The sequence below is a fragment of the Plantibacter sp. M259 genome (genome assembly GCF_006065115.1).
Lineage (GTDB): Bacteria > Actinomycetota > Actinomycetes > Actinomycetales > Microbacteriaceae > Plantibacter > Plantibacter auratus.
In genome coordinates this window covers 3336841-3361819 of the sequence record NZ_CP040750.1, presented here as the reverse complement: position 1 = coordinate 3361819, position 24979 = coordinate 3336841, and the positions used below count along the sequence as shown (strand labels likewise).

At 69.7% G+C, this 24979-nt stretch carries 23 protein-coding genes and 1 tRNA gene; 3 read left to right on the top strand and 21 right to left on the bottom strand.

From position 1 onward, the window contains the following. Nucleotides 1-23: 23 nt before the first annotated feature. Nucleotides 24-2261: a hypothetical protein gene (locus tag FGL15_RS15755; protein ID WP_138946674.1), complete on the top strand. Its 2238-nt coding sequence runs from the start codon at nucleotides 24-26 to the stop codon at nucleotides 2259-2261. Nucleotides 2262-2806: 545 nt separating this feature from the next. Here the strand turns inward: FGL15_RS15755 and FGL15_RS15745 are convergent. The 21 genes from FGL15_RS15745 to mfd form a co-directional block, all read right to left on the bottom strand. After that, nucleotides 2807-3118 carry a rhodanese-like domain-containing protein gene (locus FGL15_RS15745; protein WP_064296463.1) on the bottom strand — a complete coding sequence of 104 codons (312 nt, stop codon included), beginning with the start codon at nucleotides 3116-3118 and terminating at the stop codon, nucleotides 2807-2809. A gap of 275 nt (nucleotides 3119-3393) precedes the next feature. Beyond that, nucleotides 3394-3648: a hypothetical protein gene (locus tag FGL15_RS15740; RefSeq protein ID WP_138946673.1), complete on the bottom strand. Its 255-nt coding sequence runs from the start codon at nucleotides 3646-3648 to the stop codon at nucleotides 3394-3396. Between the two features lie 71 nt (nucleotides 3649-3719). Next, a complete protein-coding gene (locus FGL15_RS15735; RefSeq protein ID WP_138946672.1) occupies nucleotides 3720-3935 on the bottom strand; it encodes an Lsr2 family protein in 216 nt (71 codons plus the stop codon). A gap of 291 nt (nucleotides 3936-4226) precedes the next feature. Continuing rightward, the gene (locus tag FGL15_RS15730; protein WP_240773569.1) at nucleotides 4227-4847 is read right to left on the bottom strand and encodes a CinA family protein; all 621 of its coding nucleotides are present in this window, start codon (nucleotides 4845-4847) and stop codon (nucleotides 4227-4229) included. 166 nt (nucleotides 4848-5013) lie between these two features. Then, entirely contained in the window at nucleotides 5014-5361 is a 348-nt protein-coding gene (locus tag FGL15_RS15725; protein ID WP_138946671.1) for a PRC-barrel domain containing protein, read from the bottom strand. Beyond that, nucleotides 5348-5779, bottom strand: coding sequence for a hypothetical protein (locus tag FGL15_RS15720; RefSeq protein ID WP_240773568.1), 432 nt, complete (start codon nucleotides 5777-5779; stop codon nucleotides 5348-5350). Before FGL15_RS15720 ends, FGL15_RS15725 begins: the two co-directional genes overlap by 14 nt. Beyond that, nucleotides 5776-7005, bottom strand: a complete 1230-nt coding sequence (locus FGL15_RS15715; RefSeq protein ID WP_138946670.1) for an NRAMP family divalent metal transporter — start codon at nucleotides 7003-7005, stop codon at nucleotides 5776-5778. Before FGL15_RS15715 ends, FGL15_RS15720 begins: the two co-directional genes overlap by 4 nt. 8 nt (nucleotides 7006-7013) lie before the next feature. Beyond that, nucleotides 7014-7349 (bottom strand): hypothetical protein, encoded by a 336-nt coding sequence (locus FGL15_RS15710; RefSeq protein WP_138946669.1) that lies wholly within the window; start codon nucleotides 7347-7349, stop codon nucleotides 7014-7016. A gap of 296 nt (nucleotides 7350-7645) precedes the next feature. Next, on the bottom strand, nucleotides 7646-7894 hold the full coding sequence (locus FGL15_RS15705) for a hypothetical protein (RefSeq protein ID WP_138946668.1): 249 nt from the start codon (nucleotides 7892-7894) through the stop codon (nucleotides 7646-7648). Then, nucleotides 7870-7943 (bottom strand) — tRNA-Leu (locus FGL15_RS15700). Before FGL15_RS15700 ends, FGL15_RS15705 begins: the two co-directional genes overlap by 25 nt. A 102-nt stretch (nucleotides 7944-8045) precedes the next feature. Beyond that, nucleotides 8046-9581 (bottom strand): NAD(P)/FAD-dependent oxidoreductase, encoded by a 1536-nt coding sequence (locus FGL15_RS15695; protein ID WP_138946667.1) that lies wholly within the window; start codon nucleotides 9579-9581, stop codon nucleotides 8046-8048. A gap of 66 nt (nucleotides 9582-9647) precedes the next feature. Next, nucleotides 9648-10886 carry a S8 family serine peptidase gene (locus FGL15_RS15690; protein ID WP_240773567.1) on the bottom strand — a complete coding sequence of 413 codons (1239 nt, stop codon included), beginning with the start codon at nucleotides 10884-10886 and terminating at the stop codon, nucleotides 9648-9650. Nucleotides 10887-10989: 103 nt separating this feature from the next. Beyond that, on the bottom strand, nucleotides 10990-11511 hold the full coding sequence (locus FGL15_RS15685) for a DUF501 domain-containing protein (protein ID WP_124768964.1): 522 nt from the start codon (nucleotides 11509-11511) through the stop codon (nucleotides 10990-10992). Nucleotides 11512-11549: 38 nt separating this feature from the next. Further along, complete coding sequence (locus FGL15_RS15680) at nucleotides 11550-12326, bottom strand: septum formation initiator family protein (protein ID WP_138946666.1); 777 nt, start codon at nucleotides 12324-12326, stop codon at nucleotides 11550-11552. Between the two features lie 74 nt (nucleotides 12327-12400). Then, nucleotides 12401-13681 carry a phosphopyruvate hydratase gene (eno, locus tag FGL15_RS15675; protein WP_085510462.1) on the bottom strand — a complete coding sequence of 427 codons (1281 nt, stop codon included), beginning with the start codon at nucleotides 13679-13681 and terminating at the stop codon, nucleotides 12401-12403. A gap of 116 nt (nucleotides 13682-13797) precedes the next feature. Then, nucleotides 13798-14787: an endonuclease/exonuclease/phosphatase family protein gene (locus tag FGL15_RS15670; RefSeq protein ID WP_168223418.1), complete on the bottom strand. Its 990-nt coding sequence runs from the start codon at nucleotides 14785-14787 to the stop codon at nucleotides 13798-13800. A 151-nt stretch (nucleotides 14788-14938) separates the two neighbouring features. After that, the gene (gene hisS / locus FGL15_RS15665; protein WP_138946664.1) at nucleotides 14939-16246 is read right to left on the bottom strand and encodes a histidine--tRNA ligase; all 1308 of its coding nucleotides are present in this window, start codon (nucleotides 16244-16246) and stop codon (nucleotides 14939-14941) included. 60 nt (nucleotides 16247-16306) lie between these two features. Then, nucleotides 16307-16975, bottom strand: a complete 669-nt coding sequence (locus tag FGL15_RS15660) for a MazG family protein (RefSeq protein WP_240773566.1) — start codon at nucleotides 16973-16975, stop codon at nucleotides 16307-16309. Next, nucleotides 16972-18423 carry an aldehyde dehydrogenase family protein gene (locus FGL15_RS15655; RefSeq protein ID WP_138946663.1) on the bottom strand — a complete coding sequence of 484 codons (1452 nt, stop codon included), beginning with the start codon at nucleotides 18421-18423 and terminating at the stop codon, nucleotides 16972-16974. The genes FGL15_RS15660 and FGL15_RS15655 overlap by 4 nt, the downstream gene beginning before the upstream one ends. A gap of 78 nt (nucleotides 18424-18501) precedes the next feature. Beyond that, a complete protein-coding gene (locus FGL15_RS15650) occupies nucleotides 18502-19446 on the bottom strand; it encodes an alpha/beta fold hydrolase (RefSeq protein ID WP_138946662.1) in 945 nt (314 codons plus the stop codon). Nucleotides 19447-19532: 86 nt separating this feature from the next. Next, nucleotides 19533-23144 (bottom strand): transcription-repair coupling factor, encoded by a 3612-nt coding sequence (gene mfd, locus FGL15_RS15645; protein ID WP_138946661.1) that lies wholly within the window; start codon nucleotides 23142-23144, stop codon nucleotides 19533-19535. Nucleotides 23145-23268: 124 nt separating this feature from the next. On the opposite strand from mfd, the gene folP reads away from it, so the two are divergent. Together folP and FGL15_RS15635 are read left to right on the top strand one after the other, a co-directional pair. Further along, entirely contained in the window at nucleotides 23269-24201 is a 933-nt protein-coding gene (gene folP, locus FGL15_RS15640; protein ID WP_138946660.1) for a dihydropteroate synthase, read from the top strand. Between the two features lie 22 nt (nucleotides 24202-24223). After that, nucleotides 24224-24976, top strand: a complete 753-nt coding sequence (locus tag FGL15_RS15635) for a pyrimidine reductase family protein (RefSeq protein ID WP_138946659.1) — start codon at nucleotides 24224-24226, stop codon at nucleotides 24974-24976. The last annotated feature ends 3 nt before the right edge of the window (nucleotides 24977-24979 follow it).

Here is a 24979-nt window from a genome sequence, read left to right as displayed (position 1 = left end):
GTGATCTTGGGGGAATGGAGACGGTGACCGGGGAACACGCGCGCGCAGGAACAGGAGTCCGATCGAATCGCTCGATCGGACGCGTCGCGATCCTCCTCGCCGTCTTCCTCTCGGCCGGACTCTGGACGACGACCGTCGCGGGTCCTGCATCGGCGACACCCGAACCGCTCCCCACCCCGAGTGAAAGCGCTGCGACGCCGACCCCACCGCCACTCGACGGTCCGACCATCACGAGTCCCGGCTCCGGTTCCTTCATCGGCAGCGGCAGCACCACGGTCACCGGGACGAAGGACGCCGGCACGGGCGTCCAGCTGCAGGTCGGCGACGGTCTCGAGCCGGTCTGCATCCTGCCGCAGGACGACAGCACCGACTGGTCCTGCACGATCGACCTGCCCGACGGCGGCGGACTGCTCATCACCGCCGTGGAGGTCGGTGGGCCGGAGACGCTCTCCGCACAGATCTCCGTGTCCGCGCTCGGCCCGCCCACCATCACCGAGGGGACGCCGAGCAACGGCGGCGTCCGCGGCACCGCCTACCCCGGGGCGACGGTGACCGTCCGCGCCGACTCCGGTGCCACCTGCAGTTTCGCGGCGGACAGCTCCGGAAGTTGGTTCTGCGTGCTGGGCGAGCCGCTGCCGACCGGCGACCTCTCCGTGACGGCGACGCAGCAGGCGTCGTTCAGCGGCAATCAGCGCTCCGACGCGTCCGCTCCGATCGTGCTCACCATCGACCGCGACGCTCCGGCCCCGCCCGTGATGTCCTCACCGACGGCCGGACAGGCGATGCCGATCTCGGCGGCGAGCTACGCCGGCACCGGCGAGGAGGGCGCGACCGTCACGGTCTTCGCCGACTCGACGTCGGTCTGCACGGCGGTCGTCACCGGTGGCGCCTGGAGCTGCTCGGGCGGTGGCGTGCCGGCGGGCGCGCACGTCGTCCTGGCGATCCAGCAGGATGCCGCGGGCAACACGAGCGGGGCGAGTAGGGCGATCACCCTGACGTTCGGCGATGCATCGGCCACGCCCGCCACGCCGGCACCGTCCGCCTCCCCATCGCCGTCCGACGGCACCGAGCCCGCGCCCGCGCCAGGGGCACCCGCTCCGGGGACGCAGCAGCCGACCCCGTCGCCCAGCGGCGAACCGGTGCCCGGCGCCGCCCCGCCCAGCGGCGGTGGCGGGCTCTGGTCGGGGACGACACCGTTCACGCAGACCCTCGCCTCCACGATCGACGGCCGCGGCCAGCCGGTCTGGTGGCTCGCCGCCCTCCTCGCCCTCGCGGCGGTGGCACTCATCGCGATCCCGGCCCGACTCCTCGCGATCTCCATCGCCCCCTGGCGCGCCACGATCGCCGACCGTCGTCGTGCAGCGGTGACCGGGCGCAACCGACCGAGGGACGAGTTCGAGCGGGTCCCGTCCGTCCCGCTCCCGAGTCGCACGGCGATGGCCGTCGTCACCGCCGTGCTCGCGGCAGGCATCCTCATGTTCGCGCACCCCGTGAGCGGTCAGCCGGCGTATCTCCGGCTGTGGTTCGCCTCGCTCGTCGCCGTGGTCGCGATCAACGTCGTGGGCCTCCTCGCGCAGCTCGTCGTCGCCCGCCGAGCCGGGCTGGGCTCGATGCGCGTGAGCGTCCGTGTCGGCGGACTGGTGACGGTCGGCATCGTCACCGCGCTCTCACGCCTCCTGGCCCTGCAGCCGGCTCTGCTCTTCGCGCTGCTGACCGAACTCCGGCCGACACGGAGACCCGAAACGCATGAAGTCGGCTCGACAGCTTCAACGGAGACCGATTCCGACGCCATCACGCCACGCATCGCCGGCCGCCTCGCGCTGGCCCGGATCGCTGCGGCCGCCGGGCTCGGCGCGATCGCCTGGCTCGTATCGACCTTGGCCGGCGAGCCGAACGGCGGTGTCGGCGCGATGCTGGTCGAGGCGGTGAACCTGACCGCGATCGCGGGGATCGGATCCGCGTCGATCGCGCTCCTCCCCTCGGGCCGCTCGGTGGACGCGCCATCCTCGCCTGGTCGAGGCCGGTGTGGCTCGGCAGCGCGTTCGTGGGCTTCACGCTGCTGTTCGGGCTCCTTGGCCCGACGGCGACGGTTCCGGGTGCGGGTGAAACGCTCGTCGGGCTCCTGCTGGGGTCGCTCGCCTTCGCGGCGGTCGGAGCCGGGACGTGGGCCTGGAACCGTCACCTCCGGCCGCTCATCGACGCGCACTAGTCCGCTCCGGCGACGGTGGTCGGGAAACTGCCCTGCCCTACAATCGCGGTGAAGGCCACACACCGGGTCGAGAACCCGGTGCCGAGGTGCGGGAGGGTTCGGGATGTTCGGTTCGAAGAGGAAGCTCGACGATCTCATGGCGCAGCTCAGGCCTGACCTGAGTCGGGAAGCACTGGGCGTCGGGCCCGCATTCCCCGGCGTCGCCCCGAATCCAGTCCTCAGCGGAGATGCTCGCAAGCGGAACGCCGAACTGCGCACGGGGACGCTCGCGCTCGGTGTCCTCGTCGACTGGCGGGAGGTCAACAACAATCCACGCCTGGTCCTGATGCTCGACGTGGAGACCGCTGACGGTGTGTCCTTCCGCGGGATCGCCGACGAGAGCTTCACGATCACGGAGCTCACCCGACTCGCCCCGGACAGACGTTGCCCGTGCGCTACCGCCCAGACGTCATGGACCACTACGTCGCCCTCGCGCGCGACGCGGATCCTGCACTGGTGCAGCAGCTCTCGGATGAGATCGCGAGACGCAAGCGGCGCTGATCCGATCGCGCGGGCGCCACGGCTCGCGACGATCGCGATCCGCCCGTCGGGGACGACTCAGCCGGCGTCGGCGGGACGCTCGACGGGCAGGCCGCTGGCAGCCCACTCGGAGATGCCCCCGGTGACGTTCACGGCGTCGTAGCCCTGCTGCTCGAGGTAGCCCGTGACGCGGGCACTGCGGCCGCCGGAGTGGCACATGACGTACACGGTCTCTTCACGGGGCACCTCGTCGAGGTGGTCGAGGAAGGACGACATCGGCAGGTGCCGGGCACCGGGCACGCTGGCGACGGCGACCTCGTCGGCTTCGCGGACGTCGATGATGACGGCCTGCTCGAGCTTGCTCAGTTCGGTGGGGGTGATCTCCTGCATCGTTTCAGCCTACCGTCGAGGACGTGCGGCCGGGCCGGAAGATGCGGCGGGCAAGCGTGAGGGCGAGGTAACCCGAATACCTCGCCCTCACTTGAGGCGTCTAGCAACCGGTCGACCAAGAAGCTTGCGGCTTCCGGGACCGGCTCACGGGTGACGCCCCCACCTCGAAGGTAGCGGACCGGAGGCACCTTGCGTGACGCAACACCGCCGTGTCGCGTTCGCGTCGTGCGTTTTGTGCACCCCGTTCAGGGGTCAACGCCCGAGGCATCGTTGTCTCAATGCGCACTGTCGGGATCCCGAGGGATGTGGAGCTCACCTGGGTCGACGTCGACGTCGCCAGTGTCGTCCGGACCACCGGTGCCCGGGGCGACGTTGATCATGCCGGAGGCGATGTCGGGATCGCGGACGACGGGCTGCCCGTCGTCCTGCTTGGCCGCCGTCTCCGCCTCGCTGGAGGGGCTGTACGTGCGGTCCTTGCTCGTCTGCTCGTCGTCGTTCAGTGCGTGGTCGTGGTCGCTCGGAGTACTCATGCTGAGCACGCTAGTCGCGCTGCCACGCCCGGCAGGGACCCTTGCAGGATCGAGGCGAACGTGCAGACCGCTCAGTGCAGCCGGCGGAGCGATGCCGACGCGATGACGGGTCGTGCGGCCTCGACGTACGACGCCAGCGTCTCGCGCAGTGCCGCCGCGTTGTCGTCGTTCAGGTCGATCTCGTAGTTCTCGCCATCGATACCGAACCGGACCGTCTCCCCCAGCCCGCGAGGGATGTCGGAACCATCGAGGTCGTCGACGAGCATCGTGATCGTGCGGGTAGCCATGCGTCCATCCTTCCATGGGAGTGGCGGCAGTAGTCCACGTCGTCTGCGGGGACGACTACCCGCACCGGAGTGGGATCGAGGATCGTGGTGAACTCGAACAGGACGGGCTCGTCGGGGTGCATGATCACGCGCCGTTGAGCGATGCCTGCGCCCGGCGAGAGGAGGGTGAGCTCAGATGATCTGGCGGTTCGGAACCGGATGAGGATCGTGTGGTCCAGAGCGCCCACAGGGCAGAAGTACGCCAACTCATATGCGGACATCGGCGTCGTCCGGTGGGACGAGCCGGGCTGCTCACTCAGCGGAGCGGGACGCCCCGGAGGCGGCGTTCTCCAGGGTGGTCGCCAGCAGTTCCAGAGCGGCCTCGACGGTCTTCATCACAACCGTTCTCGGATCGCCCGGGAACCAGCACTGCTGCACGGTTTCGTCGTGCTCAGTACGGACGGCGATGAACACGGTTCCGGCGCGCTGCCCTTCCTGTGGTCCCGGGCCCCCCGCGCCCGTGACCGCGACAGTCGCCGTGCTTGCGAGCACGCGCGCGCACCCTGACGCCATCCGCTGCGCGGCAGTCGCGGTGATGACCGGGCCCGGCGGAACATGGAGTACGTCGAACTTCACCTCGGGTCGGTAGGCCACGATTCCACCCGAGAACCACTCGCCTGCATCTGACGCGGCGCCGAGCGTCGCCGCGATCGCCCCACTGGTCAGAGACTCGGCCACACCGACACGAATACCCCCTTGCAGCGCGGTGGCCGCTATGCGTTCCGCGAGTGTCTCACTCGGATTCTCCGTGCCGGCACTGTCCACGGTCTCCACGGGAATAGCGGAGCCGTCCATCGCGTCTCTGGCGAGCTCGTGAGGCGTCGGCACCGCAATCAGCGCGTCACCCTGTGCTGCGTTCTCCTTCGGATCCATGCCTCGCACGCTAACTTCAGCCCACACGCACCGCCAAGGCCTTGACCGCTCACGATCCACCGGGCAGCACCTGCTCGGACACGACACCGGATTCGGACTGTTCGGTCGACCTTGAGCGCCCCTGGCGCTCGAACGGCACCACCCGGTTACGGCTCTTGCAGCGGCTTCACCGTCGCTGGGTGCCGAGCAGCGCCGGTGAGATCCGTCGGTAGCCTGGACGGAGGATGACGCGTTTATCGTCGAGGCGCGCAATGTCCTCCCAGTGCACGAGGAACGAGCCTCGGTGGTGCCAGCGGAGGATGCGGGCGATGAGCGCCGGCCGGCCGTCGTCGTGGCGCTCGTAGCCGAGGAACGAGCTACCCGTGTGGGGACTGACGATGAAGCCGACCAAGCGCGCGTCGGCGAGCGGGCCATGCGGGACGCCGTCGAGCACGAACCGGGCGTCAATGACGATGCCGACCGACCGCCCCTCGTCGTCGAGGACGCGCGAGCGCAGGACGTCACTCAGGATCATGGTGGCCTCCGGGAATGCGGGAGATGATGCGGTCGCGCACCCAACGCTCGACCCACGTCACGTCGAGCGTCGAGCCTGCCACGCCGAGGTGTATCGCGATGCCGATCTCCGCGATCCGGTCCCACGACACGCGATGGAACCGACTCGAGGGCGGACGTCCGCCGAATATCCGCGTGCCGAGGACGGGGCCGCTGAGGATCGACTCGATGACCGGTGCCGGCGTTTCCGAAGGGATCGACTCGCCGAAGGGGACGTCACGGAGTTCGAGGTCGTCGACGACCTGCACCGGGACACCGTCGCGGTCGAGTACTTGCCGGTCGAGGAGGTGCAGCCGGGCGTCGAGCACCTGTCCGGCGTACTGTTCGGCCGGTTCCAGCCCCGGCAATGGTGCGTCGAAGCGCTTGGATCGGCGGGTCATGCTCCGGCTCCTGTCAGGATCATCAGGGGGATGGCTGCGACCGAGGCGACGAGGATGATCACCAGATAGACGAGCGCGAACGCGTTCGTCACCCTGCCGTTGCGCGCATCGCCCATGTACTGCTTGTCGTTGGCCACGATGAGGATCGGTAAGTAGGTGAGTGGCAGCGCGATCGCGGAGAACACCACCGAGTACTCCGTCACGAGGATCGGGTCGACACCGGTCGCCAGAACGGCGAGGCCGACGAGCAGACAGATGATCATCGCGACATGGAACCGCGCCGCCTCCGCCGGCTTCCGGAACTTGCCCCACGACCAGCCGAAGAACTGCGCCAGCGTGTAGCCACTCGACAGGGTCGTCTCGAGGGCCGCGCCGAACGTCGCTGCGACGATGCCGACGATCACGAACGCGACCGCGAGCTTGCCGCCGGCCTCCGCCACCGGGAGGACGATCTGCGACAGCGAGGACACTTCGATCCCACGGGGCAGCAGCACGATGGTGGCGCAGGCGGCGATCGCGACCGACAGCACACCGCCGAGGGGGAACCCGACGAGCACGTTGATGCGCGATTGCCCGATGTCCTTCTTCGTCCATTTCTCCTCGACCGCACCGGAGGAGAAGAAGAACACCTCGTAAGGTGTCATCGCCGCTCCGAAGAGAGCGACGGCGTAGTACCAGTACGCGTCCGCCGACTCCGAACCCGGCACGGACGGCGCGAACGCCTGCTCCGCGAGCTTCGACCAGTCCGGGCCGAGGAGGAACAGGGCGACGGCGAACACGATCAGGCAGAGACCTACGAGCCCGGTGACGTTCTCCATGATCGAGAACTTCACCCGCCAGATCACCAGCCAGACGGCGAACGCGGCGACCGGGACCCACAGGCCTGGAGACACGCTCGACGCGAGCTGCAGAGCGAGGGCGATACCGCCGATCTCGGCCGTGAGCGTGAGGAGGTTGATGAGGAACGACGCGCCCAGGTTGGCGAGCCCTGCTTTCGGCCCGAGGCGCTCCCGGATGATCTCGAACGTCGCCCGGCCACTCACCGCAGCGACGCGCCCGGACATCTGCGCGAACAGGCAGATGCCGACGACGCCGACGAGCACCACCCAGGCGAGCGACAGCCCGAACCGCGAGCCGACGACCGCGTTGGTGACGAGGTCTCCGATGTCGAGGAAGCCACCGATCGCGGTGAGGACACCGAGCGCGACACCGAGAACACGCTTCATCACACCGCTCACGAGAACTGCTCCCACCGCTCGCGGAGTTCGGCCGTCTGCTTCGCCGTCTGCTGCAACTGCTCCACGGTGTCGGGGAGGTCGTCGCCGGCCTGGAGTGCCGTGCGGGCGTCGTCGAGGACTGCGACGGCGTCCTGCAGCACGGCCGTGGCCTCACGCTTCGCATCCTGCTCGCGGCCGGTCTGAACCGGAGTCTCGCTCAGCTGCGTCGAGACGTCGTCGACCTCGGTGATCGCGTTCTCAAGCGTCGTCTCCGCGACGGGCGTGAAGGTGATGTCGGCGTCCGCCTGCTGGAGAGCAAGGGATGCCGTCTGCACGGCGGAGTCAAGCTGCACCGCCGCCGCCCCGATCGCCGGGACCGCACCCCCGAGCAGCCACTCAACACCACCACCATGGCGAGGGGAACGGCTATGGCACCGACCCGAGCCCTCACCGACGAGCGACCCCGCGCGATGTTTCGACGTCTCACATCCAGATTCACCAGCCAGACGGTACTCCTTCGTCGCTGCAACGCAAACGCCCTTGACCTGCCACGTTCCACTTTGCTCAGTTCGGCGTGCTGCCCGCCGACGTCGACACGTTGAGGCGTCCAGTGAGCTTGGCTGGCCGCGCCTCGGACAGCCGCTGGACATCAGTTGCTCGTGACATCGCCGGCCGTCTGCACCATCACCGACTGCAGTTCAGGGCAGGTGGTTCCGACGAGGCTCGACACCATGATCCACAACCGCTTCGCCTCATCATCGGTGATCTGGTCGGCGGTGACGTGGACGACAAGCTCGATGACGCCGAAGGAGACATCGCTGATGGGCGCGATGTACTCCTCCCGGATCCGCGTGACCTCGCAGCCCAGGGCAGTACCCCCGGTGGGGTTCGAACCCACACTGCGGCGATTTTAAGTCGCCTGCCTCTGCCAGTTGGGCTACGGGGGCGTGCACCTCATCGTATCGAGGCGTCGAACGCCGAGAGGCGCATGCCCCGGCGGACCGGATGACATGCGCCTCTCGAGGAACGGAGCTGGGCTCCGGACCGGACTACTTGTTCGCGCTGACTTCCTCAGCGGGCGTCGCGTAGGCCTGCTCGTCGTCGGCACCGGTCGGGGCGCCTGCAGCAGCAGGAGCCTCGGCAGCGGGCGCTGCGGCCTCGGCCGGGGCGGCCTTCGGCTTGCGCTTCACGGGAGCCTTGCGAGCGGGCTTCTCAGCCGCTGCGGGAGCCGCCGGAGCCGCTGCAGGGGCCGCAGCGTCTGCCGGGGGCTTCGGGCGCGACGCGAAGGTCTCGAAGGCCTCACGGGGCGTCTGCACGGCCGACAGGGAGACGATGTCGCGTCCCAGCCAGAAGTTGTTCCACCAGCCACCGAACACGCGGAACTTGCGCTCGAAGCTCGGCATCGCCAGCCCGTGGTACCCACGGTGCGCGAACCACGCCGGGAGGCCCTTGATCGCGAGGTTGCCGGACTGGAAGACACCGACGCCGATGCCGAGACCGGCGACCGCACCCATGTTCTTGTGGAAGTAGTTCTTCGGCTCCTCGCCACGGAGGACCGCGGTGATGTTCTTCGCGAGGAGCTTGCCCTGACGGACCGCGTGCTGAGCGTTCGGCACGCAGAAGCCACCGACGCCACCGCCGCTGAGGTCGGGGACGGCGGAGACGTCGCCGGCCGCCCAAGCACCCTCGACGATGTCGTCGTCGGTGCCGACGCGGAGGTCGGCGCGGGTCTTGATGCGACCGCGCTCCTCGACGGGGAGGTCGCCACCGCGGACGACGCCCGGGTTCGCCATGACACCGGCGGTCCAGACGATGAGGTCGGACTCGAACGACTCACCGGTCGAGAGCTCGATCTTGCCATCGACAGCCGACTGCAGCTGGGTGTCGAGGTGCACGAGCGCGCCGCGCTCGGCCAGGTTCTTGAGGACCCAGTGGCTCGTCTCGATCTTGACCTCGGGCATGATGCGACCCATGGCCTCGATGAGGTGGAAGTGCGTGTCCTCGAAGGACAGCTGCGGGTAGAACTTCAGCAGCGAGCTCGCGAACGAACGCAGCTCGGCGAAGACCTCGATACCGGCGAAGCCGCCACCGACGACCGTGAAGGTCAGGAGACGGTCGCGCTCGGGGCCGGCCGGCAGGTTCGCGGCCTTGTCGAAGTTGGAGAGCACGCGGTCGCGGATCGCGACGGCCTCTTCGATGGTCTTGAGACCGATCGCGGTATCGGCGACACCGGGGATCGGGAAGGTGCGGGAGACGGCTCCGGCGGTGACGACGATGATGTCGTAGTCGACCTCCCAGGGCTCACCGACCTCAGGCGTGATGGTCGCCTTCTTCTCGGCGTGGTTGATGCCCGTGACCTTGGCGGTGATCACGTTGGTGTGCTTCAGGTGGCGACGCGGCGAGACGACCGCGTGACGCGGCTCGATGGAACCGGCGGCGACCTCCGGCAGGAAGGGCTGGTAGGTCATGTAGGGCAGCGGGTCGACCATGGTGACTTCGGCCTCACCACGACGAAGCTGCTTCTCGAGCTTCCATGCGGTGTAGAACCCGGCGTAACCACCACCGACGATCAGAATTTTGGGCACGGCGAACGATCTCCTACGTCAAGACGATTGGTTCAGATGAGTGTCTGAGAATATCGGAACAGAGTACTACTTCTGCAGCACCCGCTTGAAATGCCTGGTAGCGCCTATGACACCGAGCGTGACCAGGCTACCAGTTCCGAGGAGGAGCGCCAGTGGCAGCGACCCGTAGAGCAGGGTGCTCGGCGTCGGGAGGAACGGGTTGGCGCGCACCTCGACGGCCTCGTTCTCCGGGATCGCCGGGGGTACCGGCTCCGGTGTCGGCGACGGCTGCTCGGCACCCGGATCGGGATCGGGGACCTGCGGTGCCCGTCGGTAAAGCGTGATCCAGTCGGACAGCTGTTGCTCCGGCGAGGTCGCCGCCGGACCGACGGAACCGCTGACCGCCTTCGCGGCGTCGATGAGTCCTGCACCGTAGATGGGACTTTGTGCGGAGTCGCCCACCTGCTTCGCCGTGGCCGTCACGCGCTTGATGGCGTCGGCGGCGCTGAGCTCCGGCCAGGCGGAGCGGACGAGGGCCACGAGTCCGGAGACGATCGGCGCCGCCCCGCTCGTCCCCTGCCACTGCACGTAGGACCCGGCGGGCGTCACCCCGACGAGTTGCTCGCTCGGCGCAGCGACGGCGATCGTGATGCCCTGGCTCGAGGCGTCGAAGCTCGCCGACCCGGTGCGGTCCACACCGGCGACGGTCAGCACCCCCGGGATCGTCGCCGGAGCTCCGACCTCGACCGTCCCGCTCCCCCGGTTGCCCGCTGCAGCCACCACGACGACGTCGTGCGAGAAGGCGTAGAGGAAGGCGTCGTCCCAGCTCGTCGGCCAGTCGAGACTGTTGCGCGTCAGCGACATGTTGATGACGTCGGCACCGTTGTCCACCGCCCAGCGGACAGCGGTCGCGATCTGATCGTCCCAGGGGACGACGGCCGACCCGTCGGAGCCGAACCCGACCGAGACGGAGAGCAGGCGCGCCTCAGGTGCCACGCCGATGACCCCGGCACCGCCCGTGCGACCACGACCGGCGATCATCGAGGCGACCAACGTTCCATGCTCGCTCCCCTCGGAGCCCACCGGTGTCCGGCCGTCGGGACTCCCGAGCCCGGAGACGTCGACACCACCCGCGACCGCACCGGTCAACTCCGCCGGACCACTCGCGATGCCGGTGTCGATCACGGCGACGGTGACACCGGCGCCTTTCGTCGTCTCCCACGCCGTGGTGAAGCCGTAGTCGCCAAGCCAGTACTGCATGTCGCGCACCGTGTCGGCCGACGCCGGGAGCGCCTGCGTCCCCACGAGCAGGAGGGCCAGGAGCACCGCGGACAGCGCCGACAGCGCACCTCGGAGGCCGCGCGGACGACGACGGTCTCCGCGTCGCGGTCCGTCACTCCCCCACAGGCGACCCCCGTCGCGTGCGGGCCTATCCCTGCCCCGCCTGGCCGTCCGCGCATGCGCACACCTCGGGGCTCCAGCTCGCGCGGTCGAGCGCGAGGTCGCCGATGGGGTTGACGCCCGGGCCAGCCGCCAGGGCGTGGCCGACAAGCGCGTGGAGGCACTTGACCCGCACCGGCATACCGCCGGCGGAGATCCCGTCGATCTCGGCGACCTCGGCGATGGAGGTGCGGTCGGCGAGGTAGGCCGTGTGTGCGGTGGCGTAGTCGGCGCGGACCGCTTCGTCCTCGGCCAGGAGCTCGTTGTACTCGTTCATCACCTGGGTCGCCTCGAGCGAGGAGACCGCGGCCGTGGCGGCCGGGTGGGTCAGGTAGTAGAACGTGGGGAACGGCGTGCCGTCGGCCAGGCGAGGAGCGGTGGAGACGACCGTCGGGGCGCCGCAGACGCAGCGCGCCGCGATGCCGACGACGTTTCGGGCCGGGCGTCCCAGTTGCGCCGACACGATCTCGACGTCGCGCTCGGAGACGGGGCCGAAGGGAGGGGTGCTCATGGTTCCATTATCGCCGGGTTCACCACTGCGTCCGGACGTCAGCCGCCGGCGGGAGGCGTCGTCTGCGCGGGAGCAGGGGTCTCGGTCGCGACCGGGGCCGGCGAGTAGCCGGTGGCGACGAGCGAGGACAGCAGACCGTCGAGCCAGTCGGACTGCGAGTCGACGAGCGTGTCGCTCACGGGTGTCTCGGTGGTGGGCAACGAGGCCGGGTCGACGTCGTTGATGATGATGTAGCTGACCTCGCCGGGCAGGGCGTAGAACAGGCGGTCGCGCGCCTGCGTCATGACGTAGCTCTGGTCGTTCCAGCGCTCGCGTTCGGCCTGCTGCGCGTCCACCTGCCTCTGGGTGTCGGCGACACCGGCCTCCAGCGCGGCGATCTGCTGCCGCTGCTCGAGGAAGGTCTTGAGGTTCGGCGCGAGGACGACGACCCCGAGCACGAGGATCCCGAGGAGCAGGACGCTGAACCCGGACAGTCGCAGACTCCGCAACCAGCCGCCGGCATCCGACTGACCTGCCGGGGCGGTCCGGGTCGAGCCGGTCCGCGAGCGCGGTGCGGAGGAACCGGCCGACGCGGATCGCGGGGCCTTCGTCGTCGACCGCGGGGTTGCGCCTGCGGAGCGTGCGGGCTTCGCGGTGGCTCCCGTCGGGCGCTTGGCCGACGAGGAGGCGCGCTTGGAGGAGGCATCCGCGGAGCTCGACCGGGGCTTCGACGCCGGTCGCTGCTTCGACGAGCCGGAGGACGAGGAGGACGCTGCTCCGCTGCCGGACGGCGTGGGCTTCGACTCGCCGCCGGCCGGCATCGATGGCTTCTTCACAGGCGCCTCCCGCACACGACGAAGGCTCTCAGGGGTGCCGATCGGCACCCCTGAGAGCCTTCAGGTGACGATGCTTAGGCGGTGAACCGGGGGAAGGCGCTGCGGCCGGCGTAGACGGCTGCCTGGCCCAGCTCCTCTTCGATCCTCAGCAACTGATTGTACTTCGCGACCCGCTCGCTGCGCGCAGGCGCACCGGTCTTGATCTGGCCCGCGTTCGTGGCGACTGCGAGGTCGGCGATCGTGGTGTCCTCGGTCTCGCCGGAGCGGTGCGACAGGATCGTCGTGTAGCCGGAGCGCTGCGCGAGGGAGACCGCGTCGAGCGTCTCGGTGAGCGTCCCGATCTGGTTGACCTTGACGAGCAGCGAGTTCGCCGCACCCTTGGCGATGCCGTCGGCGAGACGCTTCGGGTTCGTGACGAACAGGTCGTCGCCGACGATCTGGACCTTGGAGCCGAGCTCGGGGGTGAGGTGGGCGTAGCCCGCCCAGTCGTCCTCGGCCAGCGGGTCCTCAATGGTGATGAGCGGGTAGTTCGCGACGAGGTCGGCGTAGTACGCGGTCATCTCGGTACTGTTGAGCGCCTTGCCCTCGAACTGGTAGGCGCCCTCCTTGTAGAACTCGCTGGAGGCGACGTCGAGGCCGAGCGCGATGTCGGTGCCGACCGTGAAGCCGGCTTTCTCGATGGCCTCGACGATGAAGTCGAGGGCTGCACGGTTGTGCTCGAAGTCGGGGGCGAAGCCACCCTCGTCGCCGAGGCCGGTCGCGAAGCCCTTCGACTTCAGCAGGCCCTTGAGCGTGTGGTAGGTCTCGGTGCCCCAGCGGAGCGCCTCACGGAAGCTCGGAGCGCCGATCGGGAGGATCATGAACTCCTGGATGTCGACGCCGGTGTCGGCGTGCGAGCCACCGTTGATGATGTTCATCATCGGGACCGGGAGGACGTGGGCGTTGGCGCCGCCGACGTAACGGTAGAGCGACAGGTCCGCGGAGTCCGCAGCGGCACGGGCGACCGCGAGGCTCGCACCGAGGATCGCGTTCGCGCCCAGGCGGCTCTTGTTCTCGGTGCCGTCGAGCTCGATCATGGTGTGGTCGACGAGGCGCTGGTCGTCCGCCTCGATGCCCTCGAGTGCCGGGCCGATCTCGTCGAGGACGGCGTCGACCGCCTTCTCGACACCCTTGCCGAGGTAACGCGCGGCATCGCCGTCACGCAGCTCGTACGCTTCGAACGCACCGGTCGATGCGCCGGACGGGACTGCTGCACGGCTGACCGTGCCGTCTTCCAGGAGCACCTCGACCTCGACGGTCGGGTTGCCTCGGGAGTCGAGAATTTCGCGAGCGCCTACTGCCTCGATGAGTGCCACTGATGTTCTCCTTGTGGGGATTGGGACGTGGGACGGGTACGACGGCCGCCCGCGCTCAGTCTAGTGACATCGGCTGAACGGGCGCAGAGCCGCGGATCGTCGCCCGAGGTGCGCGATCAGCGGTCGAGCCGGAAGCTCGACACGATGCCGTGGTGGTCGCTGCCCTCGGCGTCGCCGACGGCGTTGTGGGTCGCGGTCATGCCGCGGACGAAGACGTGGTCGAGTCGCATGAGCGGTGTCCCGGCCGGCCAGGTGAGTCCGAAGCCGCCCTCGCTCTGATTGGGCTCCGACACCTCGCTCTGGAGTGCGGCGAGCGCCCGGTCGGAGGCGGAGGCGTTGAAGTCACCCATGACGACGATCCGATCGCGGGCGTTCGCCGCGACGGTGTCGGCCAACTCCGCGAGCATCACGTCCCGTTCGGCGTGCGCACCCGGACGCGCGGAGTCGGCGTGGATCACGTAGACGCTCACGGCCCCGGACGGGGTGTCGACGACGGCGTTGATCGCCCGGTACCAGTCGAGGCCGAGCTTCAGCCCGACCGAGTCGGCGATCGGATAGCGGCTCCAGAGACCCACCGTCCCCGTGAGCACGGAGTACGGGTACTGCTCGTCGAGCGTCGCGGCGAGCGGTTCGCGGTCGTGGTCCTCGATCTCCTGGAGCGCGATGAGATCCGCCCCACTGGCCTGGAGGGAGGCCGCGATGACCGCGGGATCGCCCTCCGGCCCGAGGTTCTGGCTGGCGACCGTGAGGGAGGCCTCGGCGGGGACCGCCGAGCGTGCGTCACCCATGGGGACGACGCCCGGGCCGAACAGAAAGGCCCAGACGAGCGTCGGCGCGAGGAGACCGATGACGGCGCCGGGCGTGCGGGCGACGAGGAGGACGAGGAAGAGCACCGGCAGCACGACCCACGTCCACGGCAGGGCGTTGTCCCAAACGAGTCCGAGGCCGAGGATGTCGGGGACGAGGGCGTGGGCGGCCGTCAGCAGGGCGAGCGGGACACCGACGGCCAACGCGAGCGTGGTCGCCCGGCGCCGCACGAGGCTCACCCGGCGGCGCGGGGAGCCGGTCGACTCCGGGGCGCGCTGCGGGCGCGCTGCAGGGGCCATGACGCTCATCGGGGGAACCAGTTCTTCGATCGGGGGCAGAGCAGACGGATCGCTCGAGGGAGGGGATCCGGCCGAATGCTCCATCCTGCACCGACGAGCTGGGCAGCGGCTCGGAAGCGCGCCGAGGAGCGGGAAGCGGGTGCGGGAATCGTCAGTCGAGCGCTTTGAACTCGAGCGACTCGAGGGTCGAGTCGGCCGAGACGAACGCGAAGGCTCCGAAGCCGGCTGCCGACACGCGGTCGAGGAGGGCCTTGAGGTTCTTCACGCGGGCTTCGAGGCGCACCCGACGCCCCTGGGCGACGAGCTTGGCCTTCAACGCCACGAGCGTCACGGGAGGCACGTTGCGGTCGTGCACGAGCACGACGGCTTCCGCGGCCGCACCTGCGGGGAGCTCGATGAGGTCGACGATACGCTCGAAGCCGATCGAGAAGCCGACCGCCGGCACGTCCTGGCCGAGGAAGCGCCCGATCATGCCGTCGTACCGACCGCCGCCGCCGAGCGAGTACCCGAGATCGGGGTGCGCGATCTCGAAGATGGCGCCCGTGTAATACCCCATGCCCCGCACCAGGAAGGGGTCGAACACGAGCGGGTTCGCGAAGGGGTCGGCCGGCTGGCCTTGGAGGGAGGTGGCCGCGGCGACGGCCTTCCCGAGTGCGTCGAGCTCCGCGACGACGGCGTCGTCCGCTCCGAGCGGCAGCGCCTTCCGGATCGCCCGCTCGCCGAAGGTGTTGAACTCCATCGTCTGCGGACGGGAGAAGAAGGCCTCGAGTGCATCGACGGCGGTGGCATCGACGCCACGGTCGCGCAGTTCGGCGACCACGCCCTGCTGACCGATCTTGTCGAGCTTGTCGATCGTGATGAGCACCTGCGCGTGCTCGTCGGCCGGGAAGCCCAGCGACTCGAGCATGCCGATGAGGAGTCGGCGGTCGTTGATCCGCACGCTGCAGCCGGTGATGCCGAGCTCGGCGAGAGCCGCGAGGGTCGCGATGATGAGCTCGGTCTCGGCGAGGTTCGACGACTCTCCGATGACGTCGATGTCGCACTGCACGAACTGGCGGTACCGGCCCTGCTGCGGCCGTTCGCCGCGCCAGACCGGAGCGATCTGGATCGACCGGAACACCGGCGGGAGCTCGGCCCGGTGCGTCGCGTAGAACCGGGCGAGCGGCACGGTGAGGTCGAAGCGCAGGCCGAGGTCGGTGAGTTCGGTCTGGTTGTCCGCCGCGGCCACGATGGCCTCCGGGGTGAGCTTGCGCCGGAGGATGTTGAACGCCATCTTCTCGTTGTCGCCGCCGAGCCCGGAGTGCAGCCGGTCGTACTCCTCGACCACCGGCGTCTCGATCTCGTCGAAACCGTGCGCGGTGAAGACCCGACGGATGGTGCCCAGCGCGTGCTCCCGACGGGCCTTGTCGGCGGGGAGGAAATCGCGCATGCCGCGCGGCGGGTTCACTGGAGCTGCCATGCCTCAATTCTGGCATGGCAGGGAACGGGCACCGTGAGCAGGCGCCCGGCGACCGCTCGCTCAGCCGTCGGTCGGTGACGCCACCGAGCGCTCGGCGTCCTGCACTCGCGCGCTCAACCGACGGACGGCACCCCGGAGCGCCCGTTCCGCGTCGAGCCCGTTCGCCCGTGCTGCGGCGACGACGGCGAGGAGCTGCTCCCCCAGCGCGTCCTCGTCATCCACGACATCGGCGTCGACCGTCGGCCCCACCCCGAGCGGCACGGCCCTGCCCAGCACCTTGTCGGCGAGGGCGAGAGACGGCATCCCCTGCGGGATCCCCTCGAGTGCGCTGCTGCGCTTCGCCTTCTCCTCGGCCTTCGCGGCGTTCCAGACGCGCACCACGTCCTCCGGGGTCGGCGCAGCTTCACCACCGAACACGTGTGGATGACGGTGGACCATCTTGCGGGTGACGGCCTCGGCGACGTCGTCGAAGTCGAACGGTGCATCGGCCTCGCGGGACGCGATCTCCGCATGGAAGACGACCTGCCACAACACGTCGCCGAGTTCCTCGACGAGTTCGTCGCGCGTCCCGGCCTCGACCGCTTCGACGAGCTCGTAGCTCTCCTCGATGAGGTACGGCACGAGCATGTCGTGGTCGATGCCCTGCGTCCAGACGCAGCGGTCGCGGATCTGCCGCATGGCGTCGACGAGGCGCTCAGCGGAGGTGTCGCCGACGGGCTCGCTGCTCACCGGCGGGCTCCCCACGGGCGGCGGTCGTCGGTGCCGCCGGTCTTCGAGATCAGTCGCGCGATCCGGTCGCGCGCTTCGGTGAAGGGCGGGTAGACGAGCGACAGCGTGTCCGGGGACAGGGGCTTGGAGAACACCGCCTTCGCGTGACTGAACGTGTCGAAGGAGTGGCGGCCGTGATACGCGCCCATCCCGCTCGCCCCGACACCGCCGAACGGCAGACCCGGCACGAGGAGGTGCGCGGCCGGCACGCCGAACGCCAATGCGCCCGAGGAGGTGTCGCGCGTGAACCGCTTCCGCGTGGCGCGATCGTCACTGAAGACGTAGAGCGCGAGCGGCTTCTCCCCTGCCCGGATGTGCGCGATGGCCTGTTCGAGCCCGGACACGTGGAGGATCGGCAGGATCGGACCGAAGATCTCCTCCTGCATGATCGACGCCGAAGCGTCGACGCCGTTCACGACCGTCGGGGCGATGTACCGCTCCGAGGCGTCGACCTCGCCGCCGAGGGCCGGTTCGAGACCGTCGAGCAGACGGCTGACCCGGTCGAAGTGCCTGTCGGAGATGATGCGGCCGTAGTCGGCACTGTCGGCGGGGTCCGGGCCGTAGAGGGCTGCGATCGCGTCGCGCAGGTACGGGACGAGCCGATCGGCGACCGACCGCGTCGCGAGCAGGTAGTCGGGGGCGACGCAGGTCTGGCCGGCGTTCATGAGCTTGCCCCAGACGATACGGCGGGCCGCGTCCGCGAGGTCGACGGTGTCGTCGACGTACACCGGCGACTTCCCGCCGAGTTCCAGGGTGATCGGGGTCAGATGCTCCGCCGCGGCCCGGGCGACGACCTTGCCCACGGCGGCGCCACCCGTGTAGAAGATGTGGTCGAACCGCTCGGCGAGGAGGGCGGTGGCGACCTCCGCATCGCCCTCGACGACCGCGACGGCACGGTCGTCGAGGTACTCCGGGAGGAGGCGCGCGAGTGCGGCGCTCGTGGCGGGGGCGAGCTCGCTCGGCTTCAGCAGGACGGCGTCACCGGCGGCGAGCGCCCCGATGACGGGACCGATGCAGAGCTGGACCGGATAATTCCACGGGCCGATGACGAGGACGACGCCGACCGGTTCCGCCACGACCGATGCCGACGCCGGGGCGAGGGTGAGCGGCACCGCGACGCGTCGGGGCCGCACCCAGCGCTTCAGGTGCTTCAACGTGTGGTCGATCTCGCCGACGAGGAGCCCGATCTCGGTGATCTGCGCCTCGGTACCGCTCTTGCCCAGGTCGGTCGCCAGCGCCCGCTCGAGCTCGCCGCCGCGTTCGAGGAGCAGTTGCTTCAGCGCACGGAGCTGGCGGAGCCGCCAGGCGACGGGCTTCGTGGTGCCGCGGTCGAAGGTCTGTCGGAGCCGGGCCACGGCGTCGGCCACGACCACCTTCGGCTCCTGCTTCGTCCGGATGCTGGTCGCCATGGGTTCCTCCGACTCGACGGGATCGTGGGGCACCAGCATACGTCCGTCCGCAGGCCGACGGCCGGGCCCGGCGACCGGCTACCCGACGCCAGGAGTCGCGAGGAAGCGGTCGACGTCCGCGGCGATCTCACGGGACTTCGTGTGGTGCAGGTAGTGGTCGGCGTCGAGCGGCACGACCTCGCCTCGGTCGACGCTCGCAGCCTGTTCCTCGTGGAGCGGCAGCCACCCCTCCACCGTCGGGTTGTCCCGCTGGGCGAAGAGCAGCACCGGGAGGTCTGCCGGGAAGGTCTTCCCCTTCGCCGCTCGGAAGTTCGCCGCGATGCGCGACATCTCGTCCGAGGACGTCGCACTCGAGGTGTTGCGCAGCGAGATCATCCCGAGCTGCTCACGCGTGTGCTGGTCGTACGGCGGATCCGGGTACGGGTCGCCCGACAGCGCCGTGACGACCCGGGTGATGCCGAGCGCCTTCGCCGCACGCAGGGCGTCGACCGGCAGCGCGGCGTCCATACCCGGCTGGTCGGGCACGCTGCTGTCGATGCCGACGAACGCCGTCACCTCGTCGCGGAACCGCTCGACGTAGTCCAGCGCGTAGATCCCCGCGATGGAGTGCCCCATCAGCACGTACCGGTCGACGCCGAGTCCGGCGACCGCCTCGTGGATCTCCGAGACGATGTTCTCGGTCGTCCGCGGCACGTCGGTCTGGTCGCTCAGCCCGTAGCCGAAGGGCTCGACGACGACCACCCGGTACGACGATGAGAGCTCGCCGACGAGCGGCGAGAAGTCGAGCACGGGCGAACCGGTGCCGAAGCCGGGCAGGAGGACGATCGTCTGGTCGCCCTCCCCCGTCACCGACACGTTCATGCGTTTGCCGTCGACCTCGACCCGCTGCCCGTACTCCTCGATGCGCGTGGCTTCAGAAGCCGATGCGGCGGTGTTGACGATGGTGGTCGTGAGGAGCCCGGCGAGCACGAGCGCGACGAGCGCCACGACCCCGGTGAGGACGATGCGGAGGAACTTCTTCATCCCTCCACGCTAGGGATGGACGACGAGCGTCGGATCGGCCGCGGGTACCGACGCTGTCGTCCCGCGGGCCCATCTCCTACTGCCCGCTAGGACGACGTCGAGCCCTCCGGCAGCGGGTAGATCGCGTTCAGGAACTGCTGCACCCAGGCGATGAGGTCGGTGTCGGCCAGCGGTTCGTCGCCGACCCGCGGCAACGGCACGATGACGGTGTTCGTCTGGGCCAGGTACTTCGCTCCGGGATACATGCGTCGCAGCCGCGTCTGGATGGAGTCGGGCAGGTCGGCAGGGGTGACCCGCAGGTTCGGTCCGACGGCGATGAGGTCGCTGAGTCCCGAGCGCTGCGCACGCTGGCGGAGCCGCGACACGGCGATGAGCGTGCTCACCTGCGCCGGCGGTTCGCCGTAACGGTCGGTGAGTTCGTCGATCACGAGGTCGATCTGGCCGTCCTTGGCCGCAGGTCCGGACGCGGCCGAGAGCTTCTGGTAGGCCTCCAGCCGCAGCCGCTCGCTGTCGACGTACTCCTCGGGGATATGCGCGTCGACGGGCAGTTCGAGCCGGAGCTCGGTCTGCCCCTCGGCGACGTCGCCACGGAAGGTGGACACGGCCTCGCCGATCATGCGGAGATAGAGGTCGAAGCCGACGCCCGCGATGTGGCCGGCCTGCTCGCCGCCGAGCATGTTGCCGGCGCCACGGATCTCGAGGTCCTTCAGGGCGACCTGCATGCCGCTGCCGAGCTCGTTGTTCGCCGCGATGGTCGAGAGCCGGTCGTGGGCGGTCTCGGAGAGCGGCTTGTGCTCGTCGTACAGGAAGTACGCGTAGGCGCGCTCGCGACCGCGACCGACACGACCCCGCAGCTGGTGCAGCTGGCTCAGGCCGTACTTGTCGGCGCGGTCGATGATGATCGTGTTGGCGTTCGAGATGTCGAGGCCGGTCTCGATGATCGTCGTGCAGACGAGGACGTCGAAACGGCGCTCCCAGAAGTCGACCACGACCTGTTCGAGCGCCGCCTCGCCGAGCTGCCCGTGGGCGATGGCGATGCGCGCCTCCGGGACGAGCTCCGCCAGGTCCGCCGCGACGCGGCTGATGGACGAGACCCGGTTGTGCACGAAGAAGATCTGACCTTCGCGCAGGAGCTCGCGCCGGATCGCCGCGCCGACCTGCTTGCCGTTGTACGGACCGACGAAGGACAGGATCGGGTGGCGGTCCTCCGGTGGCGTCGCGAGGGTGGACATCTCCCGGATGCCGGTGACCGCCATCTCGAGCGTGCGCGGGATCGGGGTCGCGCTCATCGCCAGGATGTCGACGTTCGTCTTCAGCTTCTTGAGGGCGTCCTTGTGCTCGACACCGAACCGCTGCTCCTCGTCGATGATGACGAGGCCGAGGTCCTTGAAGTGCACCTTGTCGGTCAGCAGCCGGTGCGTCCCGATGATGACGTCGACCGTGCCGTCGGCGAGTCCGGCGAGCGCCTCCCGCGCCTCCTTGTCGGACTGGAACCGGCTGAGCGGCCGCAGGTGCACGGGGAACCCGGCGAACCGCTCCTGGAAGGTCTCGAAATGCTGCTTGACGAGCAGGGTGGTCGGCACGAGCATCGCGACCTGCTTGCCGTCCTGGACGGCCTTGAACGCGGCACGGACGGCGACCTCGGTCTTCCCGAACCCCACGTCTCCGGAGAGGAGGCGGTCCATCGGGATCTCGCGCTCCATGTCGGCCTTGACCTCGTCGATGGTCTGCAGCTGGTCGGGGGTCTCCGCGAACGGGAACGCCTCCTCGAGCTCACGCTGCCACGGGGTGTCTGGGCCGAAGGCGTGCCCCTTCGACGCCATGCGAGCCGAGTAGAGCTTGACCAGCTCGACGGCGATGTCGCGGACGGCCTTGCGCGCCTTGCTCTTCGCCTGCGACCAGTCGCTGCCGCCCATCTTGCTGAGCTGCGGAGCCTCGCCGCCCACGTAGCGGGTGAGGAGGTCGAGCTGGTCCGTGGGGACGAGCAGCTTGTCGCCCGGGTAGCCGCGCTTGGAGGGTGCGTACTCGAGCACGAGGTACTCGCGGGTGCTCTTCACCGGGTTGCGTCCACCGCTCGAGACCTCGCGCTGGGTCATCTCGACGAACTTGCCGATGCCGTGGGTCTGGTGCACGACGAAGTCGCCGGACCGGAGCTGCATCGGGTCGACGACGTTCTTGCGCCGGGTGGCGAGCTTCTTGACCAGGCGCGAGTCGTACCCGGCGGTGCGTCCGTAGAACTCGGTCTCGCCGAGCAGCATGAGCTTCGACGTCTCGAGCTCGAAGCCGCCCTCGACGTCGGCCTGCAGCAGGTAGGCGACTCCGGGCTCCGGGTCGGCCGGCAGCTCGTCGACCATGCGGGCCGCGATTTCGTGCTCGGCGAGGACGTCCGCCGCGCGCTCGACGAGACCGACCCCACGGGCGGCGACGATGACCGTCCACCCCTCGCGGATGCGGTCGGCGACGTGTTCGATGGCGCCCTCGACGTTGCCGTGGAAGCTCGGCACGGTGTCGCCGTCGACCGTGACGGTGAGGAGCTCGTCGAGTTCAAGGTGCTCCGGGAGGGTCTCGACATCGGGGCCGGCGCGGAAGCCGCTGAACGTCCACCACGGGTGGTCGGGTGCCGGCTGACCAGGAGCGCTGAAGGTGACGGACTCCTTCAGGGCGCCCAGCGAGATGAAGTCGCCGGAGGCGAGGTCGATCGGCGCGTTCGCACCGACGGTCGCGGCGCTCCATGCGGCGGCGAGGAACTCGCGGTTCGTCTCGGCGAGGCTGATCGACCTCGTGACGACGCGCTCCGGCGAGACGACGGCGACGGCCGCTCCATCCGGCAGGTAGTGGGTGATCGGGACGAGGCGGTCGACGAGGGCCGGGGAGAGCGACTCCATGCCCTCCACCGCGATGCCCTCCGCGATCTTCTCGAGGATCCCGGTGAGGCTCGGGAACTCGTGCTGCATCTCCGCGGCGCGCTGCCGGACGGCCGGGCTGAGGAGCAGCTCCCGGGACGGCGGCAGGCGGATCGCGTCGACCGGCTCGGGCAGCGATCGCTGGTCGGCGACCGAGAACGCCCGGATGCCGTCGACCTCGTCGCCGAAGAACTCGACCCGGTACGGGTGGTCGGCGACCGGCGGGAAGACGTCGAGGATGCCCCCGCGCAGCGCGAACTCACCACGCCGCGACACCATGTCGACCCGGGTGTACGCGAGTTCGACGAGTCGCAGCGCGATCGCGGCGAGGTCGTGTCCGCGACCGCCCTGGACGAGCTCGATCGGAGCGGTCTCGGTGAGGTTGTCGGCCACGGGCTGCAGCGCGGCGCGCACCGAGGCGACGAGGAGGAACGGCCGCTCCCCCGTCCAGGCGCCGAGCCGCCGCAGCGCCTCCAGGCGTCGGCCGACGATCTCGGCGCTCGGGCTGAGGCGCTCGTGCGGCAGGGTCTCCCAGGCGGGGAACTCGACGATCTCGGCCTCGGGCATGAGGTCGCTGAGCGCGGAGCGGAGCCGCTCGGAGTCGCGGCCGGTCGCGGTGACCACGAGGGCCGCCTGGGCGGCACCCTGCCGACCGCGCTCGTCCATGAGCGCCGCGAGGAGCGGTGCACGCAGCCCGTCGATCACGGAGAAGTCCGCGCTCTTGCCCGCATACGCGAGGGCATCGTCGATCGTTGCGGCGCGCCGAAGCGCGTGAGTCAAACCCTGAAGCGTCACCGGGACAGCCTACGCCGAGCCACCGACACCCATGACCCGAACCCCCGCCGGCCACCGCTGTCAATCGGCTGCGGACGACGCGTCACGCGGCATCCTCGCGCGCCGGACGCGTCATGATTGACCCATGACGAGCACGGAGCCCCGGTCAGACCGACACCCCGAACGGACCGGCGGCTTCCCGCTCCCCCCGATCCGCCAACCGATCCGCCGGATCGGAGCGCGGACGTTCGACTTCTCGAAGCAGGTCGCGGTCATGGCGATCATCAACCGTACGCCGGACTCCTTCTTCGACCAGGGCGCGACGTTCTCGCTCGACCGAGCCGTCGACGCCGCCGTGACCGCCGCAGAACAGGGCGCCGACTGGGTCGACATCGGCGGAGCCAAGTTCGCCCCCGGGCCGGAGATCCCCACCGCCGAGGAGCTCGACCGCGTGCTCCCTGTCGTCGAGGCGCTCGCCGCACGGAGCGACGTCGTCATCTCCGTCGACACCTTCCGCCCCGAGGTGGCGGCGGCCTGCATCGCGGCGGGCGCCTCGGTCATCAACGACACCACGGGGATCCACGACCCGGCTCTCGCCGACGTCGTCGCCGCGAGCGAGGCCACCCTCGTCATCACGCACAGTCTGGCCAGGCCGAGGCAGCCCCATCCCCGCCCCCACTACGACGACGTCGCCGGTGAGGTCGCCGCCTTCCTGACGGCCCGCGTCGACCTCGCGCTGTCCCACGGCGTCCCCGATTCACGGCTCATCGTCGACCCAGGGCACGACCTCAACAAGAACACCGTGCAGACGCTCGAACTCACCCGACGGTTCGACGAGATCGCCGCGCTCGGGCTGCCGGCGCTCGCCGCGGTGTCGAACAAGGACTTCATCGGCGAGTCCCTCGACCGCCCGAAGTCGGAACGTCTCGAGGGGTCCCTGGTGTCCGCTGCGGCGTGCATCCTCCTCGGCGCCCGCATCGTGCGGATGCACGCCGTGCCCGAGTCGATCGCGGCCGTGCGGATGACCGAGGCGATCCTCGGCTTCCGCGCACCGGTGGCGCCCGTCCACAACGTCTGATCCGGAACCCTCGAGGAGTCACATGAGCACCCCCAGCATCACGAGCCTGGTCCCCGCACAGGACCGACCGCTGTCGGTCGACGAGCTCGTGGCGGCCTACACCGTCGAGGACCGCTCCGCCACGACCGTCCGCGTGAACTTCGTGACGAGCCTGGACGGTGGGGCGACCGTCGACGGCGTCTCCGGCGGGCTGGGCGGCCCGGCCGACAAGACCGTGTTCGACATCCTGCGTCGACTCACCGACGTCGTGCTCGTCGGTGCCGGGACCGTGCGCGACGAGGGCTACGGTGCCATGCGGCTCGACGTCGATGCCGCGACGTGGCGCGACGACCACGACCTCCCCCTGCACCCGGTGTTCGCGATCGTGTCGGGATCGCTCGACCTCGATCTCCGCTCGGAGGTCTTCACCCAGGCACCGGTCCGGCCGCTCGTCGTGACGACCGACCGCGCCGACCCCGCGAAGCGCGCGGCACTCGAGGCGGTCGCCGACGTGGTGGCGTGCGGCGACGAACACGTCGAACCGGCGCGTGTCGTCCAGGCACTCTCCGACCGCGGCCTGCGGCAGATCCTGTGCGAGGGTGGTCCGGCACTCTTCGGCTCGTTCATCGCTGCCGACGCTGTCGACGAACTCTGTCTGACGATCAGTCCGGCGCTCGTCGGTGGGGACAGTGTCCGGCTCTCCGCCGGTCCCGCGTCCGAAGCTCCGCGACCGATGCGGTTGCAGCACCTCCTGCGATCGGACGACCTCCTGCTCTCGCGGTACGTGCGCGCTTAGGCC

Excerpts from the sequence above, each read along its gene's own strand:
- FGL15_RS15670 (WP_168223418.1), bottom strand. The coding sequence starts at position 14,787 with ATGGCCCCTGCAGCGCGCCCGCAGCGCGCCCCGGAGTCGACCGGCTCC.
- FGL15_RS15655 (WP_138946663.1), bottom strand. The coding sequence starts at position 18,423 with ATGGCGACCAGCATCCGGACGAAGCAGGAGCCGAAGGTGGTCGTGGCC.
- FGL15_RS15735 (WP_138946672.1), bottom strand. The coding sequence starts at position 3,935 with ATGGCTACCCGCACGATCACGATGCTCGTCGACGACCTCGATGGTTCC.
- FGL15_RS15720 (WP_240773568.1), bottom strand. The coding sequence starts at position 5,779 with ATGACCCGCCGATCCAAGCGCTTCGACGCACCATTGCCGGGGCTGGAA.
- folP (WP_138946660.1), top strand. The coding sequence starts at position 23,269 with ATGACGAGCACGGAGCCCCGGTCAGACCGACACCCCGAACGGACCGGC.
- FGL15_RS15650 (WP_138946662.1), bottom strand. The coding sequence starts at position 19,446 with ATGAAGAAGTTCCTCCGCATCGTCCTCACCGGGGTCGTGGCGCTCGTC.
- hisS (WP_138946664.1), bottom strand. The coding sequence starts at position 16,246 with ATGGCAGCTCCAGTGAACCCGCCGCGCGGCATGCGCGATTTCCTCCCC.
- FGL15_RS15685 (WP_124768964.1), bottom strand. The coding sequence starts at position 11,511 with ATGAGCACCCCTCCCTTCGGCCCCGTCTCCGAGCGCGACGTCGAGATC.
- FGL15_RS15635 (WP_138946659.1), top strand. The coding sequence starts at position 24,224 with ATGAGCACCCCCAGCATCACGAGCCTGGTCCCCGCACAGGACCGACCG.
- FGL15_RS15715 (WP_138946670.1), bottom strand. The coding sequence starts at position 7,005 with ATGAAGCGTGTTCTCGGTGTCGCGCTCGGTGTCCTCACCGCGATCGGT.
- FGL15_RS15745 (WP_064296463.1), bottom strand. The coding sequence starts at position 3,118 with ATGCAGGAGATCACCCCCACCGAACTGAGCAAGCTCGAGCAGGCCGTC.
- FGL15_RS15740 (WP_138946673.1), bottom strand. The coding sequence starts at position 3,648 with ATGAGTACTCCGAGCGACCACGACCACGCACTGAACGACGACGAGCAG.
- FGL15_RS15725 (WP_138946671.1), bottom strand. The coding sequence starts at position 5,361 with ATGATCCTGAGTGACGTCCTGCGCTCGCGCGTCCTCGACGACGAGGGG.
- FGL15_RS15730 (WP_240773569.1), bottom strand. The coding sequence starts at position 4,847 with ATGGATCCGAAGGAGAACGCAGCACAGGGTGACGCGCTGATTGCGGTG.